General features: G+C 64.5%; 10 protein-coding genes. 9 read left to right on the top strand and 1 reads right to left on the bottom strand.

The window, feature by feature from the left end:
• Nucleotides 1–3: 3 nt before the first annotated feature.
• Nucleotides 4–504, bottom strand: coding sequence for a TerB family tellurite resistance protein (locus JJT62_RS14165; RefSeq protein WP_202073423.1), 501 nt, complete (start codon nt 502–504; stop codon nt 4–6).
• A gap of 302 nt (nt 505–806) precedes the next feature.
• Here JJT62_RS14165 and JJT62_RS14160 point away from each other — a divergent pair, with 302 nt between their 5' ends.
• From JJT62_RS14160 to addA, 9 genes are all read left to right on the top strand, one after another.
• Nucleotides 807–2,705 carry a methyl-accepting chemotaxis protein gene (locus JJT62_RS14160; protein WP_202073422.1) on the top strand — a complete coding sequence of 633 codons (1,899 nt, stop codon included), beginning with the start codon at nt 807–809 and terminating at the stop codon, nt 2,703–2,705.
• A gap of 224 nt (nt 2,706–2,929) precedes the next feature.
• Nucleotides 2,930–3,901, top strand: coding sequence for a histidine kinase dimerization/phosphoacceptor domain -containing protein (locus tag JJT62_RS14155; protein ID WP_246744906.1), 972 nt, complete (start codon nt 2,930–2,932; stop codon nt 3,899–3,901).
• A 96-nt stretch (nt 3,902–3,997) separates the two neighbouring features.
• Nucleotides 3,998–4,213 (top strand): hypothetical protein, encoded by a 216-nt coding sequence (locus JJT62_RS14150; RefSeq protein WP_202073421.1) that lies wholly within the window; start codon nt 3,998–4,000, stop codon nt 4,211–4,213.
• A gap of 112 nt (nt 4,214–4,325) precedes the next feature.
• Complete coding sequence (gene ahcY / locus JJT62_RS14145) at nt 4,326–5,732, top strand: adenosylhomocysteinase (protein WP_202073420.1); 1,407 nt, start codon at nt 4,326–4,328, stop codon at nt 5,730–5,732.
• 384 nt (nt 5,733–6,116) lie between these two features.
• Nucleotides 6,117–8,633: a PAS-domain containing protein gene (locus tag JJT62_RS14140; RefSeq protein WP_202073419.1), complete on the top strand. Its 2,517-nt coding sequence runs from the start codon at nt 6,117–6,119 to the stop codon at nt 8,631–8,633.
• Complete coding sequence (gene tsaE / locus JJT62_RS14135) at nt 8,630–10,168, top strand: tRNA (adenosine(37)-N6)-threonylcarbamoyltransferase complex ATPase subunit type 1 TsaE (protein WP_202073418.1); 1,539 nt, start codon at nt 8,630–8,632, stop codon at nt 10,166–10,168. The genes JJT62_RS14140 and tsaE overlap by 4 nt, the downstream gene beginning before the upstream one ends.
• 25 nt (nt 10,169–10,193) lie before the next feature.
• On the top strand, nt 10,194–10,886 hold the full coding sequence (locus JJT62_RS14130; RefSeq protein WP_202073555.1) for a nucleotidyltransferase family protein: 693 nt from the start codon (nt 10,194–10,196) through the stop codon (nt 10,884–10,886).
• Nucleotides 10,887–10,888: 2 nt separating this feature from the next.
• Nucleotides 10,889–13,990 carry a double-strand break repair protein AddB gene (addB, locus tag JJT62_RS14125; protein WP_202073417.1) on the top strand — a complete coding sequence of 1,034 codons (3,102 nt, stop codon included), beginning with the start codon at nt 10,889–10,891 and terminating at the stop codon, nt 13,988–13,990.
• A complete protein-coding gene (addA, locus tag JJT62_RS14120) occupies nt 13,987–17,424 on the top strand; it encodes a double-strand break repair helicase AddA (RefSeq protein ID WP_202073416.1) in 3,438 nt (1,145 codons plus the stop codon). The genes addB and addA overlap by 4 nt, the downstream gene beginning before the upstream one ends.
• The last annotated feature ends 177 nt before the right edge of the window (nt 17,425–17,601 follow it).

The raw sequence follows: 17,601 nt of genomic DNA, 5'->3' as shown, positions 1-17,601 counted from the left end.
ACGTCACTCCTTGGGGCGGGACCAGGGGCCGTCGAGCGGCGGCGGGTTCTCCAGCGCCTCGCGCGCCTCGCGGCGCAGCTCGACGCGCTCTCGCGTCGAGACGCCGAGCAGCTCGGCGACGCGCCAGACGACGTTCTCCTCGAATTCATGCACCGTGCCGTCGGCATGGGCCATGTCCCACATCATGCCGATCACCTGCTTGCGGCCGTCTTCGTCGAGCCGCCGCTTGAGCACGCTGGTGAAATGATAAAGATCGACGGCCTCGCGCTCGTTCTGGCAAGCCTGCTGGATGAGGGCGCGGGCCTCGTCCGGCGGAAGCCCGAAGCGCGTCTCGACGAGGAGCTGGATGCGCGCCTTCTCGTTGTCGTCGAAGTCGCCGTCGATCGAGGCGATATTGACGAGCAGCGCGGCGGCCGCGAGCTGGTAATCGGCCGCCTCGACGGGTTTGGGCGCGTTGGCGTCGCCGGTGAGTTCGGTGATGAAGGATCTGAGCGCGTCTAACATGGTGAGCCAAGCCGAAAGGATGCGGTTGCGTTGCTATAGAGCAGGGGCGCGCGCAAGGGTAGGGCAAGCGTGTCGGGCAAGCGTTTAGGGCAAGCGTGAGGCGCCCGCCCCTTGATCGGACTCTGAAATATATCTCGAACTATTTACGACATTTTAGGCTTTGGTCTCAGAATATCTTGACGTCGGCGGAGCCGGCTTTCGCGGGCATGACGCCAGCGCGCTCGTTCCCTTCACCCCCGTTTTTCCATGGTTCACTCGCGCCCACGCGCGAGCGCAATCACGTACGCTCTCCAGGAGGCCATATGCGTTTAACGATATCCAAGCTGTTTTCGTTGAGCGCATGTCTGATACTTGCGGGCTTCGCGGTCTCATTGCTCGCCAGCAGCGTCGCGCTTCATCGCCTGGAGATCGGCGGGCCCGCTTATGAAAAGATCGTCGCCGGCAAGGATCTCGTGGCGGATATTCTGCCGCCGCCCGCTTATGTGATCGAGTCTTATCTCGAAGCGCATCTTGCCTTGCGCGAGCCCAAGGAAATGCAGGCGCATCTCGAGCGCGTTCAGCAATTGAAGTCCGACTATTCCGCGCGGCGCGAATTCTGGCGAAGGTCCGAGGTGCTCCCCGCGGAGCTGAAGGCGCTTGTCGCGCGCTCGGACGACGACGTTCAGAAATTCTGGCGCACGATCGAGACGTCTTTGCCCGCCGCGCTGAAATCCGGCGATTCGACGCAGATTTCCCGCGCCATGGCGGAGCTCACCAGCGCCTATAACGCGCACCGCGCCGTCGTCGATGAAATGGTGGTGAAGGCCAACGAGTTCTCGTCGCAGGCCGAGGCCAATGCCGCCTTCGAGGCGAAACTCTTTCTCTCGGTGATGTTCGGTCTGGCCGCGCTCGTCTTCGTGAGCATGTGGGCGGTCATCCGCTATCTGCGGCGCAGATCGTGCGAGCCGCTCGGCGCGCTCGCCGCCTATCTCGAGCAATTGACCGAGGGACGCTACGGCGAAAGCGTGCCTTACACGAACAATTCAGACGAGATCGGCGGGGTCGCCCGCGCGGTCGATCTGTTCCGTGAGACCTTGATCGAGCGCGAACAGAGCCGGTTGCGCGCGGCGGAAGACGAGCATCGCCATCGCGAAGAGCGCCGCCTCGCCGAGGAACGGGCGATCTTGGCCGAGCGGGAGCTGGTTTCCGCCTCCATCGGCGCCGGTCTTTCGGAGTTGTCCGCCAAGAACCTCGACTATCGTATGGATCGCGATTTGCCGGAGGCCTACGCCAGGCTGCAGCTCGACTTCAACGCCGCCATCGAGCAGCTCGAAAACGCGGTCGCCGTCGTGAAATCCGGCGTCGGCGCGATTGCGCCGGGCGCGGAATCGATCGCCTCGGCCGCCGAGGAACTCTCCGGGCAGGCCCAGCAGCAAGCCGAGGGCCTGGAGCGCGCCTCATCGGCTCTGCATGAGATCACCGAGAGCGCGCGGCATATCGCCGTTGGCGCCGGGGAGGCGAACAAGATCGTCGGCGCGACGCGGACGGAGGCGGAAGAAAGCGGAGCCGTGGTCCGCCGCGCCGTGGAGGCGATCAATCTCATCGAGAAATCCTCGCAGAGCATCGGTCAGATCATTGCGGTCGTCGACGAGATCGCTTTCCAGACCAATCTCCTGGCGCTGAACGCCGGGGTGGAGGCGGCGCGCGCGGGCGAGGCGGGCCGCGGCTTCGCCGTGGTCGCGTCGGAGGTGCGCGCTTTGGCGCAGCGCTCGGCCGAGGCGGCGAAGGAGATCAAGACCCTGATTTCCGCGTCTTCCACGGAGGTCGCGCAGGGCGTGGAGCTCGTGGGCCTCGCCGGCACCGCGCTGGGGAAAATCGTCACGAATGTGTTCAATCTGGAACGGGCCGTCGCGGATATCGCCTCCAGCGCCCGCGAGCAGGCCGCGGGCCTCACGGATGTGAATTCCGTCGTCTCGCAGATCGATCGGAACACGCAAAAGAACGCGCAAATGGCGGAGGAGATGACTGTCGCCTCCCGTGCGCTTCAGGAGGAGACGAGCAATCTCGCCCTCACTGTGAGGGATTTCCGGCTGACGCAGGATGCGCTGGCGTCCGTCCGGGCGGTGGCCAAGCCGGCGGCGGCTCCCGTCGTCGCCATGAAATCCGTCGGCAGGGGCGGCGCGGCCCTCGCTCCGCAACAGGACGATTGGGACGAGTTTTAATTGCCGGGTTAAAGGGGCGGCGCCAAGCCGCCTCTACTGCCGACACTCCGTCGTCGCGATGGCGCGGCGCCTTTCCCTAGGCGCCGGATCGTCCGTTTCTTTGATCGCTGTTCGGCGCCGCCCACGCGCCGCGTGCGCTCTGCGCCCTATGGAACCAGACGCCGGTCCCGCTCGTTAACAAGCATCTCAGTCCAAGCTCGGTCGATTATCGAGCAGAGGCGCGCATGCCCTGGGTCCATAAAATCCACACCGCCTCCATCAAGCGCCGGGGCCTTTTGCCCTGGGCGGTCGCCTTGCTGTTGTTTGCGGCGAGCCTTGCGGCGCGGATTCTCCTCGAGCCGGTTCTGGCAGGGATGAAATTTCTGACCTTTCATCCGGCTATCGTCGCCGCGACGCTTCTCTGCGGCTGGCTCCAGGGAGTCTTCGTCCTTTCCCTCTCGGCTCTCGCCGCCTGGTATTTGTTTCTGGAGCCGGCGAGTTCTTTCCAATTGACGGACAGCCCCAGTGTCGGCGCGCTTGTCGCCTTCCTGCTCGTCGGCGGCTTCAATATCGTTCTGGTGGCGGCCCTGCGGGAGACGATCAGGCGCGTGGAATTGGCGAAGGCGGTTCAGGAGACGCTTTTCCGTGAGCTCCAGCACCGCGTCGCCAATAATTTGCAGCTCGTCGTGGCGCTGCTGCGCAACGCCCAGCGCAATTTGCGGAACCCTGTGGTCGCGGCGGAGACCCTCAGCGACGCCGAGTCGCGCATCCTTGCAATGTCCGAGTTGCACCGCCGCCTTCATGACGGATTAGCTTATGTGAATGGGCTCGAGCCGTTGCTACGGGAAATGCTTGGCCATGCCTTCCACGATTTGCCCGTCAAAGTCACGGTGGATGTCAGCGGCGCCGCCGACCTCTCGATTGATCAGATGACCGCTATGACGCTCCTGGTGAACGAGGCGGCGCTCAACGCCGCAAAGCATGTGTTCTCCAAAGGGTTGGGAACGCGCTTCGACGTCGCCCTGTCGAAGAATGAGAAGGGTCACCTCCATCTCGTCATCAAAGACGATGGACCGGGAATGGCTGGCGCCCAAGAGACGGAGTCGAGCTCCCTCGGGATGGGCATTATGGAGGCTTTCGCTACCCAGCTCGGCGGCTCGCTTGAAGTCGCCCCCGGCGCGGGCACGGCGTTGAGCGTCGAATTCGCGCATGAGTGATCGCGCCGCGTAAATCTTCGGGCCTCTGCCGTAATTTTTCCTAGTGGGAACTACCTAAATTTCCGTGCGTTCGGGAGGCTCAGGGAGTCTCCTAAAATGCTGCCCGACAACGACAATTCCGATCAGGCGCAAGACGAGCTTATGATCCAGCAGGAACTCGCGAAGGCGATGCGTCTGTCCCTGGCGGCCGTGGCGAATGAGCCGCTGTCCGTGGCGATCGTTCGGCTGTTGATGCAATTGGCCTTGAAGGAGTTCTTACGAAACTCGGGCGGGGATGAGCGCGCGCTCCAGCGGCGAGAGGGCACTGAATAGGGAGCGACGGTCATCACATAAACAAATCTTTATATCTTTATTGCCTTCACCTTCCGCCTTTGCTATAGGCGCTCAACGCCGGGGCGCCGGCCTTCGCGAGCAGAGGATTCGCATGACCGCTCATTTCAATGACTACGCCGTCACCGACATTTCGCTGGCCGATTGGGGCCGCAAGGAAATCAACATCGCCGAGACCGAAATGCCGGGCCTGATGGCGACGCGCGCCGAATATGGCGCGTCGCTGCCGCTGAAGGGCGCCCGCATCGCCGGCTCGCTGCATATGACCATTCAGACGGCCGTGCTGATCGAGACGCTGAAGGCGCTCGGCGCAGACGTGCGCTGGGCCTCCTGCAACATTTATTCGACGCAGGACCACGCCGCCGCCGCCATCGCCGCCACCGGCACGCCGGTCTTCGCGCGCAAGGGCGAGAGCCTCGAGGACTATTGGGACTACACCCACAAGATCTTCGAATGGGCCGACGGCGGCTGCCCGAACATGATCCTGGACGACGGCGGCGACGCCACGCTGCTCATCCATCTTGGCCTGCGCGCCGAGGGTGGCGACACCGCTTTTCTCGACAAGGCGACCAATGAAGAAGAGGAAGTCCTCTTCGCCGCCATCAAGAAGCGCCTGAAGGCCAATCCGGGCTGGTACAAGCGCAACGCGGAGACGATCAAGGGCGTCACCGAAGAGACGACCACTGGCGTGCATCGCCTCTATGTCATGCACAAGGAGGGCAAGCTCCTCTGGCCGGCGATCAACGTCAACGACTCCGTCACCAAGTCGAAGTTCGACAATCTCTACGGCTGTCGCGAGTCGCTCGTCGACGGCATCCGCCGCGGCACCGACGTGATGATGGCCGGCAAAGTCGCTTGCGTCGCGGGCTTCGGCGATGTGGGCAAGGGCTCGGCGGCTTCGCTGCGCAACGCGGGTTGCCGCGTGCTCGTGACCGAAATCGATCCGATCTGCGCCCTGCAGGCGGCGATGGAAGGCTATGAGGTCACGACGATGGAAGACGCGGCGCCGCGCGCCGACCTCTTCTGCACGGCGACGGGCAATGTCGACGTCATCACCATCGAGCATATGCGCGCCATGAAGGACCGCGCCATCGTCTGCAACATCGGCCACTTCGACTCCGAGATCCAGGTCGCCGGCCTGCGCAATCTCAAGTGGCACAATGTGAAGCCGCAGGTCGATGAGATCGAGTTCCAGGACGGCAAGCGCATCATCCTGCTCTCGGAAGGCCGCCTCGTGAACCTCGGCAACGCCACGGGCCATCCGTCCTTCGTGATGTCCGCGTCCTTCACCAATCAGACGCTGGCGCAGATCGAGCTCTACACGAAGCAGGGTCAGTATCCGACGGGCGTCTACACGCTGCCCAAGCACCTCGACGAGAAGGTCGCGGCGCTCCACCTCGACAAGATCGGCGTGAAGCTCACCAAGATGACCGATCAGCAGGCGACCTATCTCAACCTGCCGGTGAACGGCCCGTTCAAGCCGGATCACTACCGCTACTGAGCCCGGCGTTTACGGGCGGGGTTTGGCCAGAAATCCCGCCCGGCCCGCCGTCAGCTTTCGGTTTCCCATGCCTTGCGGCCCCCTCCATGGAGCGGGGCCGCATTTTTTAGTCAATTTCTAATAGAAATCGGATTCCGTTTTGGCCCATCGCGTTTTAGATTGAGGCGATTCGTATCGAGCGTCGTCGGCGCAGCGTAACAGCCGGGCCGAATGTGTTGCCGCCCTCGCCCAGGGGGCGATGGGAGTCCGCGCGCGCGTCCTGGCGGGAAATTGCGCAACCTGTGCGGTCCCGCGGCGTTGATGTGATGAGCACCCCGATGATCTCTTGGAGCTTGGTCTCATGACGCCAGAGCTGGTTTGCGCGCGAAAGGAATTCTGTCCTTCATGACGCGGCGCCGCCAAACGAATTCTCAGAAGCTTCAATATGCCGGGGCAGGTGGTTTGCGTTGCGCTGTTGCGAATGGCGCTACGGCGCTCGCCGCGCTTTTCGCGACGCCGGCGCTCGCGCAGGCGCTCGTTGCGGATATTCCTTTCGACTCGAATGTCGTCAGTTTCGCCCTCAGCGGCGGGCTCGCCCTGTTTTCCGCCGTGGTGGCCATCGCCCATATCGGCGAGCGCAATGGCTGGCGCCGGCGCGAGACCGAGCTGCTGGAGGAGCTCGAAGACGCGCGCGCGCGGCTCGATCGCATAAAGACCTTCATGGCGAGCGAGCCGCAGGTCTTCATCGCCTGGACGACCCCGGACAGCGAGCCCGACGTCAGCGCGTCGACGCTGCTCCCATCCGATGCGGCGATTTCGCCGCGGCGCATCCTCGCCTTCGGGAGCTGGCTGGCTCCGAAGGGTGCGCAAGACCTCGAAGCCGCCGTCGAGCGCCTCCGCAACAGCGGCGAGTCCTTCCGTCTGCAGCTTGCGGGCGCGGTCGGCCGGCATTTCGATGCAGACGGCCGCGCGGTCGGCGGCAGCGCCGTATTGCGCATTCGCGAAGTCTCGGGCGACCGGCTGGAGCTCATCGGTCTGCGCGAGCGCTACGCCGAAACCCAAAAGGAGCTTTCCGGCCTGCATGCGCTGTTGGAAGCCTCGCCGACCCCCGTCTGGGCGCGCGACGCCGACGGCCGGCTCGCTTTCGTCAACAGCGCTTACGCATCCGCCGTCGAGGCGAAAGATCCCGCCGACGCCATTGCGCGCGGCCTGGAGCTTCTGGATCAGTCCGCCCGATCGGAAGCCGCGAAGGCGATCGCCAAGGGCGTGGCGTGGCGCGCGCGCGTGCCGGCGGTCGTCGCGGGCGCCCGTCATATGCTCGATGTGACGCAGGCGGCGGGGCCCATGGCGGCCTCGATCGCCATAGACCAGCACGAGGTGGAGACGGTGCGCGCCGATCTCCAGCAGCAGATGCAATCGCATGTGCGCACGCTCGATCAACTGCCGACGGCGGTCGCGATCTTCGATCGCGGGCGGCGGCTCGTCTATCACAATGACGCCTACGCCAAGCTCTGGCAGCTCGAACCGCGCTTCCTCGACCACAAGCCAACCGACGGCGAAATTCTCGATCGCCTGCGCGCCGGCGAGCGCATGCCGGTCGAATCCGACTATAAGGCCTGGAAGGAGCGGCTGTTCGAAGCCTATCGTTCTCCGGAGCCCGTTCGCCACACCTGGCATCTGCCGGACGGTCGTATCCTCGAGGTTGTCGCCCATCCCAACACGCAGGGCGGCGTCACTTACCTCTACGACGACACAACCAAAGCTTATGATCTCGAAACGCGTTTCAACGCGCTCAATCGCACGCAAAGCGAGACGCTGGAGACGCTGCACGAGGGCGTCGCGGTGTTCGGCGCCGATGGACGGCTGAGCTTCTGCAACCCGGCCTTCGCGGAACTCTGGCGGCTCGATCCCGACGTGCTCGCCAAAAAGCCACGCTTCGAGGCGATCGTGACGCAGTGCAAGACGCTGCACGACAATGACGACACCTGGGCGGCGCTGAAGGGCTTTGTGACGAGCTTCAACGATATGCGTGAGGGCTTCACGCGGCGTATCGAGCGCAGCGACGGCATGGTGCTGGATTGCACGGCGCAATCTCTGCTCGAAGGCGCGGCGCTCTTGACCTTCGTCGATGTGACGGCCGACGTGAACGTCGAGCGCGCGCTCACCGACCGCAACACCGCGCTGGTCGCGGCCGAGAAGCTGCGCAACGACTTCATCCATCATGTCAGTTATGAGCTGCGCTCGCCGCTCAACAACATCAACGGATTCGTGCATCTCCTGGGCGAAGAGTCGACAGGCCCGCTCAATCCGCGCCAGCTCGAATATCTGGGCTATGTCAGCAAGTCCTCGGCGGCGTTGCTCGCGATCATCGACGACATTCTCGATCTTGCGACGATCGACGAAGACGCCATGGAGCTCGAAATCTCGGACGTCGACGTGGGCGCCACGATGCGCGCCGCAATCGAAGGCGTTCAGGATCGTCTCGCCGAGAATTCGATCGACGTGCAGATCATCGCGTTGGACGACATCGGGACGTTCCGGGGCGACGCCAAGCGCGTGCGGCAGGTGCTCTTCAATCTTCTGTCCAACGCCATCGGCTTCTCTCGCCCCGGGCAGACCGTGACGCTCGCCGCCCTGCGCCGCGCCGATGAGGTCGTGTTCAAGGTCACTGACCACGGCCGCGGCATTCCGGCGGAGGTTCTGGAGCGCGTCTTCGAACGCTTCGAGTCGCATACCGCAGGCTCGCGCCATCGCGGCGTCGGCCTGGGCCTCTCCATCGTGCGCGCTTTCGTGGAGCTTCATGGCGGGAAAGTGTTCATCGACACGGCGCCGGGCGAGGGGACGACCGTCACTTGCGTCTTTCCGGCTCTTGCGGCCGAAGAAGAAGCGCGGTTGATCGCGCATGAAGGAGGCGCCGAGTGACGGACGAAGCCGCAGGGAAAACCGTCTGGCGCGTGGAAGTCAAAGACGAGGCGGCGACGGCCGCCCTCGCGCAGGATCTCGCCTCGCTGCTCGAAAACGGCGATACGGTAACGCTCGCCGGCGACCTCGGCGCCGGCAAGACGACCTTCGCCCGCGCGCTCATCCGCAAGCTGATGGAAGACCCGGCGGTGGAGGCGCCAAGCCCGACCTTCACGCTCATGCAGGTCTACGAGAGCGATCAACTTCGCATCGTTCACGCCGATTTCTACCGCATCGACTCCTCTTCGGAGCTTTCCGGCCTCGGCTGGGAAGAAGCGGTGGAGGACGCCATCGTCCTCGTGGAATGGGCCGAGCGTGCGCCGGAGGTTCTTCCGCCGGACCGCCTCGACGTGCGTTTGAGCTTCGCCGACGTCGATAATCGCGACGCGCGGCGCGTCACCATCTCCGGCCATGGCTCCTTCGCGCAACGGCTCGCCTCCTTCAAGGCGCTGCGCGAATTTCTGCGCCGCGAGGGGTGGAGCGACGCCAAACGCAGCTTCCTGATGGGCGACGCCTCGACGCGCGCCTATGAGACTTTGGAAAAGCCCGACGGCCAGCGCGCGATCCTGATGATCTCGCCGCCGCGCCCGGACGGACCGCCGATCCGCTACGGCAAATCCTACAGCGCCATCGCGCGGCTCGCCGAAAATGTGAAGCCATTCGTGGCCATGGCGAATGGGCTTCGCGCGCATGGCCTTTCCGCGCCGGAAATCTATGGCCAGGACATCGCCGCCGGTCTCCTCATCGTAGAGGACCTCGGCCGCGAAGGCGTTGTCAACGAGAACGGGCCGATCCACGAACGCTATCTCGAAGCGGCCGGCGCGCTCGCCCATCTTCATTCGCAGCCGCTGCCGGATACGCTGCCGGTCGATGGCGCGGGCAATTATCACATCCCGCCCTATGACATGGACGCGCTGCTGGTCGAGGTGGACCTGTTGCTCGAATGGTATGTCGCCCATAAAAAGGCGAGCGTCGCGTCCGGCGCGCGCGCCATCTTCGCCAATCTCTGGCGTCAGGCGCTGCTGGAGATCGCCAGCGCCCAGCCGACATGGACGCTGCGCGACTATCATTCGCCCAATCTCATCTGGCTCGACGGCCGCGAGGGGATCAAGCGCGTCGGCGTCATCGACTTCCAGGATTGCGTGCTCGGCCACCCTGCTTACGACATGGCCTCCCTTGGCCAGGACGCGCGCGTCACTGTGCCCGACCAGCTGGAGGTGAGGCTTCTCGCCCATTACGCCAAGCTGCGTCGCGACGCAGATGAGACCTTCGATATGGCGGCCTTCGCCAAGGCCTATATGACGCTCGCGGCCCAGCGCGCGACCAAGGTGCTCGGCATCTTCGCGCGCCTCAATCAGCGCGACGGCAAGCCGCAATATCTGGCCCATATGCCGCGGGTGGAAGCCTATTTGAAGAAGAGCTTGCGACACCCGGCTCTGGCTGAGATAAACGCCTGGTATGAAGCCAATCTGCCAGGACTCTTCAGTGACGGCTGAGCGCGTCGCCATGCCGAAGACCGCCATGGTCTTCGCGGCGGGGCTCGGCACGCGCATGCGGCCTCTCACCGATCAGACGCCCAAGCCACTTGTCACAGTCGCCGGCCGCACGCTGATCGACCGCGCGCTCGACGATTTCGCGCGCGCCGGCATTGAGACGGCGATCGTCAATGTGCATCACCTCGCCGACCAGATCGAAGCGCATCTAGTCGCTCGGCGCGAGCCGCGCATCGTGATCTCCGACGAGCGCACTTTGCTGCTCGATCAGGGCGGCGGCATCAAGAAGGTTCTGCCGCTCATCGGCGAAGACCCCTTCTTCATCTGCAACACTGACGCCTTCTGGTTCGGCGCGCCGCAATCCAATCTCCTCGCGCTCGCGCAAGCGTGGAACGCGGATGAAATGGACGCCGCGCTGCTGCTTGCGCCGACGCAGGGCAGCATCGGCGTCGATTGGGATGGCGACTTCGATCTTTCGGAAGAAAGCCGCATCATCCGCCGCGCCGGGCCAAAGCCTTACGTTTATTCCGGCGTGGGCCTGATCAAGCCGCAGCTTTTCGCGCAAGAGACCAGCGACGTCTTCAAGCTTGCGCCGTTCTTTTTTTCGGCGGCCGAAAAAGGGCGCCTTTTCGGCGTCGTCTCCACGGGACTCTGGCTTCACGTCGGCACGGTCGCGGCGATCGCCGAGGCCGAGAAAGCGATCCTCGCGCAAGGGAGATAAGCTTGGGCGTCAGGCGCAACGTCTTCACCATTGCGCCAGGCGCGCCGTTTCTCGAAACCTTCGTCGAGGCCTTTCTCGCAGGCGAGATCGTTTCCACGCTTTCGCGTGAGACGCCGCCGCTCGTGATGGCGCGAACGACGATCTATGTGCCGACGCAGCGCGCGGCGCGCGCCCTTCGCACGCAATTCGCCCGCGCCTTCGACAAAGGCGCAACGCTCTTGCCGCGCATCCTGCCGCTCGGCGGATTGGAGGAGCGAGAGACCACCGCGCTCTTCGGCGATTTCTCGGATGATTTCGACGCCGCTGCGCTGCCGCAGATCGAGGAGCTGGAGCGGCGTCTTCTGCTGGCGCAGCTCATCGTGAAATGGTCCGAGGCCGTCGGCGCCGCCATCGTTTCAGCGGATGGGCAGGGCGACTTCATCTATGACGAAAGCGAGCCTTTCCTCGTCGCCTCCTCGCCCGCCGGCGCCTATGCGCTTGCGGCCGACCTCAGCGCGCTCGTCGATGAATTCATCATCGAAGACATCCCTGCTGACGCCATAGATAGAGCAATCGACGACAGCGCCTTCGATCCCTATTGGTCGATCACCACGACCTTCCTGCGCATCGCCTTGCAGCAATGGCCGCAGATGCTGCAGGAGATGGGCCGCATCGACGCCTCGGCGCGTCAGAAGCGCCTGATCGAAGCGCAGATCGCGAAGCTCTCGGAAAGCCAGGATCACGCGCCGGTGATCGCGATCGGCTCGACAGGCGCGCAGCCGACCACGGCGCGGCTGCTCTCCGCCATCGCCGCGCGCGACAATGGCGCGGTGGTATTGCCGGGGCTCGATCTCGACATGAGCGACGCCGCCTGGGCGCAAGTGGGGGAGGGGGACGGCGAGCCCGCTTTCACCCATCCGCAGACCATGCTGAAGCGCCTGCTCGGCGTGATGCAATTGACGCGCGGCGACGTGCGCGAGCTATCGACATCCGATATGCGCGCCGAGCGGCGCCGGCTCGTCTCGCAAGCGATGTTGCCGGCCGATGCGACGGCCGTGTGGCGCGATTTCCGAAGCGTCCATAGCGCGAGTTTCGACGCTGCGCTCGACGGCGTCGCCTTGCTCGAAGCGCCCGACGAACAGGCCGAGGCGCTCACGCTTGCCTTGTTCCTGCGCGAGGCGCTGGAGACGCCCGGCCAAACAGCCGCCCTCGTTACGCCCGACCGCACAATCGCGCGGCGCGTCGCCGCCGAGCTGCGGCGCTTCGAGATCGAGATCGACGATTCCGGCGGCGCGTCGCTCGCTTCGACACAGGCGGGCGCGCTGGCGCGGGAGCTGGCCGGGATCGGCGCGACGGGGCTCGACGCCATCGCCATCGCGTCGCTGCTGGCGCATCCGCTCACGCGTCTTGGTCACACGCGGGAAGAGATTGCGGCGCTGGCGCCGCTCGTCGAGATCGGCGCGCTGCGGGGTTTGCCGGCAAGCGCGGCTGGCTATGCGCAACGGGCGGGGGAAGCGCAGCGGGCGGCGGGCGATTGGCGCGCGCATCCTGCGGCGCGCCGCATCGACGCCGCACAATGGGAGCAGATCGAGTCGCTTTTGCGAGATATGGAAGCAGCCTTGGCGCCGCTTCTCGCCTTGCGCGACGCACAGGATCTGCGGGCTTTCGCGCGAGCGCATCGCGCGGCCTTCGAGGCGATCGCGCAAGGGGCTGAAGAGACTGACGACGAAGGCGCGTTGGCGCTTTTCGATCTCTTCGAGCGGCTCGCGCGCGCCGATGCGCCATCGCGCTTCACCGCATCGGCCTATGCGGCGCTCTTCGATCGCATTGCGTTCGAAACAACTTTGCGAGGGCCGCGCCGCGCCCATCCGCGCTTGAAAATTCTCGGGCCTCTCGAAGCGCGCCTCATCGACGCCGACCTCATGCTGCTCGCGGGACTGGACGAAAGCATTTGGCCGCCGCAGACGGAAACCGGCGCCTTTCTGAACCGTTCGATGCGCGCGCAGCTCGGCCTCTCGCCGCCCGAACGGCGCATCGGACAGAGCGCGCATGACTTCATGATGGGGCTCGGCGCGACACGCGTCGTGCTCAGCCGCGCCGCCAAACGCGATGGCTCGCCGACCGTTGCGTCACGCTTCCTCACGCGCCTCGAAGCGCTCGCTGGCGAAGCGATCGACGCCTGTCGCGCGCGCGGCGCAAAAATGCTCGCGATCGCAACTGCGCTCGATCAGCCAGGCGTGGATGAGGCCACGGCGCTGTCGCGGCCGGCGCCATGCCCGCCCATCGACTTGCGTCCAGAGAGCCTCAGCGTCACGCGCATCGAAGTCTTGCGGCGCGACCCATATGCGATCTTCGCCGAGTATATTCTGAAGTTGAAGCCGCTCGATCCGCTAGGCGTCGAACTCGGCCCGCGCGAGATCGGCACGGCGGTTCATGACTCGCTCGAAACCTTCGTGAAGAGTCACCCGAGCGGTCCTCTGCCGCCGACGGCGCGCGAGGAGCTTCAGGAGATCGCACGCGCGCGTTTGAAGGAATTCCTTGCCGATCCCGCCTTCGAGACCTTTGTCTGGCCGAGGCTCATGGCGGGGCTCGATCACGCCCTCGACTTCGAAACGCAAAGGCGCGCCGAGGGCGGCGTGATCTTCATGGAGAAATCGGCGTCCTGGGCGCTTTCGCTGATCGACGGCTCGAGTTTCACGCTGACGGCGAAGGCGGACCGCATCGAGATCGGGCCCGATAAGAGAGCCTGCGTCTTCGACTACAAGACTGGCAAGCCGCCGAGCATGAAGCAGGTGCAGGCGGGTTTCGCGCCGCAGCTCACCCTCGAAGCGGCGATGGTCGAAGCGGGCGCGTTCAAGGAGATTGGCGCGCATGTCGTCTCCGGCGCCGCTTATGTGGGGCTGAAGGACGGCGGCAAGACGCAGGCTTTGAAATTCGACGGCGCCTCTTTCGAGGAGGTGGTTGCGAAGCACGCGCAAGAACTCGTGAAGATGCTCTCGCAATATCGCAATCCCGAGACGCCCTATCCGTCGCGCCCCTTTGTGGCGCTCGTTGCGCATGAAGGCGATTACGACCATCTCGCGCGCGTGAAGGAATGGTCGCGCGGCGGCGGAGAGGGCGCATGAGCGACCGCATCTTTGTCTCGATGACCGTCCGCGCTCAGCATAAGGCGTCCGATCCGCGCGTGTCGGCATGGGTGTCGGCGCATGCGGGCTCCGGCAAGACCTATGTGCTCACGCAACGCGTGTTGCGTTTGTTGCTCGAAGGCGTGCGGCCATCGCAGATCCTTTGCCTGACCTTCACCAAGGCGGCCGCCGCCAATATGTCGACGCGTATTTTCGACAGGCTGGCGCAATGGGCCTTGCTCGATGACGAAACGCTCGCCCGAGAAATCGAGGAGATGGGCGCGGGAGCGCCGACGCCGGCGCAGCTTGATTTCGCGCGCCGCCTGTTCGCCCGCGCGGTGGAGACGCCGGGCGGGTTGAAAATCCAGACGATCCACGCCTTCTGCGAAAAGCTGCTGCATATTTTTCCGCTTGAGGCCAATGCGCCGGCGGGCTTCAGCGTGCTCGACGATATGGCGCGCGCCGAGCTTTTGCAGACCTCGAAGCTGCGCGCGATCCAAGAAGCAATGCGGAGCGAGGGCGACTTGCACGACGCGCTGACGCTCGTCGCGCAGGAGACGACGGAGAATGGCTTCGACGATCTCTGCAACGAGCTGCTCACCAAGCGCGACGCGCTGGCGCAGGCTTTCGATCGAGAAGATTATTCGCATCGCCTGCGGCGCCGTCTGGGTCTCGATGAGGACGAGACGCTCGCGCTAATCGAAGCGGAGATGGTCGAGGGTCACGAAACGTGGCCCGAGCTATTCGCTTTGCTACAACTCGGTTCGGCCAACGACAAGAAGCTCGCCGAACATCTCAAGCGAGCGATGGCGTTAACGTCGCCCACTGAGCGCGCCGACAGTTACGTCTCTGTTTTCTACACCGATAAAGGAACGCCGCGCGGCGGCGAGAAAACAAAGATCATCACGAGCGGATTGCAGAAGCGCGCGCCGGGCCTGTTGGAGCGGTTGGAGGCGGAGCGCGATCGGCTCGGACCGCTCATCGAAAAACGCAAAGCGGCGGCTGTGGTCGAGCGTTCCCTGGCGCTCGCGCTCCTCGGCGACGCGATTATCGCCGAGTACGAGGCATCGAAGCGCTACCGCAATCTCCTCGATTACGACGATCTCATCGAAAGCGCGCGGCGCCTGCTCAATCGCTCGAATCCCTCCTGGGTGCTCTACAAGCTCGACTCGCAAATCGATCACATCCTGCTCGACGAGGCGCAGGATACGAGCGCGCGGCAATGGGACATTCTCACGGCGATCGCCAAGGAATTTTGCGCGGGCGTCGGCGTGCGGCGCTTGGCCCGAAGCTTCTTCGCCGTCGGCGACGACAAGCAGTCGATCTTCTCCTTCCAGGGCGCGGCGCCGGAGAAATTCGACGCCATGCGGCGCAGCTTCGAGCGCGGCTTTCTCGCTGTCGAACAGCGTTTCGAATATGTGCGGCTCGTTGAATCCTTCCGCTCGGCGCCGGGCGTCCTCGCCGCCGTCGACGACGTGTTCAACTTTGCGGATAATGACGTCGGCTTAACTTGCGACTCCGATCCGGACAAGCCGCCACTTAAACATGAGGCGGCGAAAAGCCACCTTCCGGCGCTTGTCGAGATCTGGAAGCCGATCGGCCCATCCGGCAAGGAGGAGCCCGAGGACTGGCGCCTGCCGCTCGATTACGCCACATCGAGCGATCCGCCCGAACGTCTCGCGCGCAGAATCGCGAAAAAAATTCGCGCTCTTTTGGCGCCCGAGAGCGGCGAGTGCGTGCACGAGAACAAGACGGCGCGGCGCGTCGAGCCGCGGGACATTCTCATCGTCGTGCGCAAGCGCGGCGCTTTCTTCGAAGCGCTGATCCGTGCGCTGAAGTCGGAGAATGTTCCTGTCGCCGGCGCCGACAGGCTGGACCTCGGCGCCCATATCGCCGTGAACGACCTCGTCGCTTTGGGGCGCGTCGTGCTGCTCCCGCAGGACGATCTCACGCTCGCGACAGTTTTGAAATCGCCGATCTTCGGCTTTGATGACGACGATCTCATCAAGCTCGCGCCGCCCAGGCCCGCTTCACTCTTTGATGCGCTTGCGCAAGCCGAAGACGAACGCTATCGCGCCGCCGCGCGCTTGATTGAGAGCTGGCGGCGTGACGCCTTCGCGCTGGCGCCGTTTGAATTTTACGCGAAGATACTCGGGCCGGGCGAGGGGCGGCGCCGTGTCGTCGCGCGTCTGGGGCCCGAAGCCAATGACGTGATCGACGAATTCCTGCGGCTTGCGCTCTCCTTCGAGCGTGAGGAGTCGCCCTCGCTCGTCGGCTTTCTGGCGATGGTGGAAAGGCTCGATCTTTCCATCAAGCGCGACATGGAAGCGGCAGGCGCGGCCGTGCGCGTGATGACCGCTCATGCGGCGAAGGGGCTCGAAGCGAAGATCGTGTTTCTGCCCGACACTTGCGGCGCCCCATCGGGAAAACACGATCCCAAGCTCTTCACGCTCGGCGACGAAGACGCGCTTTCGCTTGTCTGGTCGCGCGGCAAGGACAGCGACCCTGCCGCCATTACCGCTGCGCGCGAGGCGCATCGCGAGGCCGAACGCGCGGAGCATCGGCGCTTGCTTTACGTCGCCATGACGCGCGCCGAGGAGCGGCTCTATATTGCGGGATACCACGGCGAGAAGGGGCCCGCCGACGGCTGCTGGCACAAGATGATCGTCGACGCCTTGAAGGAAAGCTGCAAAGAACGCGACGATCCCGACGCGCCCGACGGGTACATTCTGAGTCGTGGCGACGTTCAGTTCCGCCACGATCTTGCGTGTGGCGACGCGGTCTTCAGCAGCATCGAAATTCCATCCTTTGCGCGCGCGCCCGCGCCGCGTGAGAGCGCACCCATGCCGCCTTTGCGCCCGTCGAGCGCATTGGCCGGCGCCGATGCGCTTGGCGATCTCCATGGTGCGGCGCCCAGGAAGAGCGACGCCGCGCGCATTTTGATCGGGCGTCTGACGCATGCTTTGCTGCAGCATCTTCCCGAGTGCCCGCAGCCGCGTCGCGAAGAGGCAGCCAAGCGCTTTATCGACCTTCGCGGCGCAACGCTCGACGACGCCGCGCGCGCACAGATCGTCAAGGCTGCGATGGCAGTGGTTTCAGATCCGCGGCTCGCGCAGCTCTTTGGGTCGCGCTCGGCGGCTGAGGTCGACATCGTATCGGCGCTCGCCGAAGGCCATGTCGTGTCGGGCCGCATCGACCGGCTTGCCGAGACGGACGATGAATTGCTGATCGCCGATTTCAAGACGAGCCGCCCGCGCGAGGCGCTCGACGCGACTCAGCTTCGTCAGCTCGCGCTCTACAGGGCGGCGTTCGCGCCGCTTTATCCGCAAAAGAAGGCGCGCTGCTTTATTATTTGGACCGAGACTGCGTCTGTCGTGGAAGCGGATGACGCGGCGCTCGATGCGGCGTTGGCGCTGGCCCTGAAGAACGGTTGAGCTGCGGCAAACGACGCGTCCCGTTTTCGTTTTGGCGCCTGTCATTCCCGACGCTCGCGTAGCGAGCGATCGTGAATCCAGAGCAAAACCAGCGCCGTCATTGCGAGCGAAGCGAAGCAATCCAGAGCCCCGCCTCGGCCCTGGATTGCTTCGTCGCTTCGCTCCTCGCAATGACGA

The organism is Methylocystis sp. Sn-Cys, from assembly GCF_016745395.1.
GTDB lineage: Bacteria > Pseudomonadota > Alphaproteobacteria > Rhizobiales > Beijerinckiaceae > Methylocystis > Methylocystis iwaonis.
The sequence above is the reverse complement of the archived record's forward strand: the minus strand, read 5'-3'. Positions and strand labels throughout refer to the sequence as shown.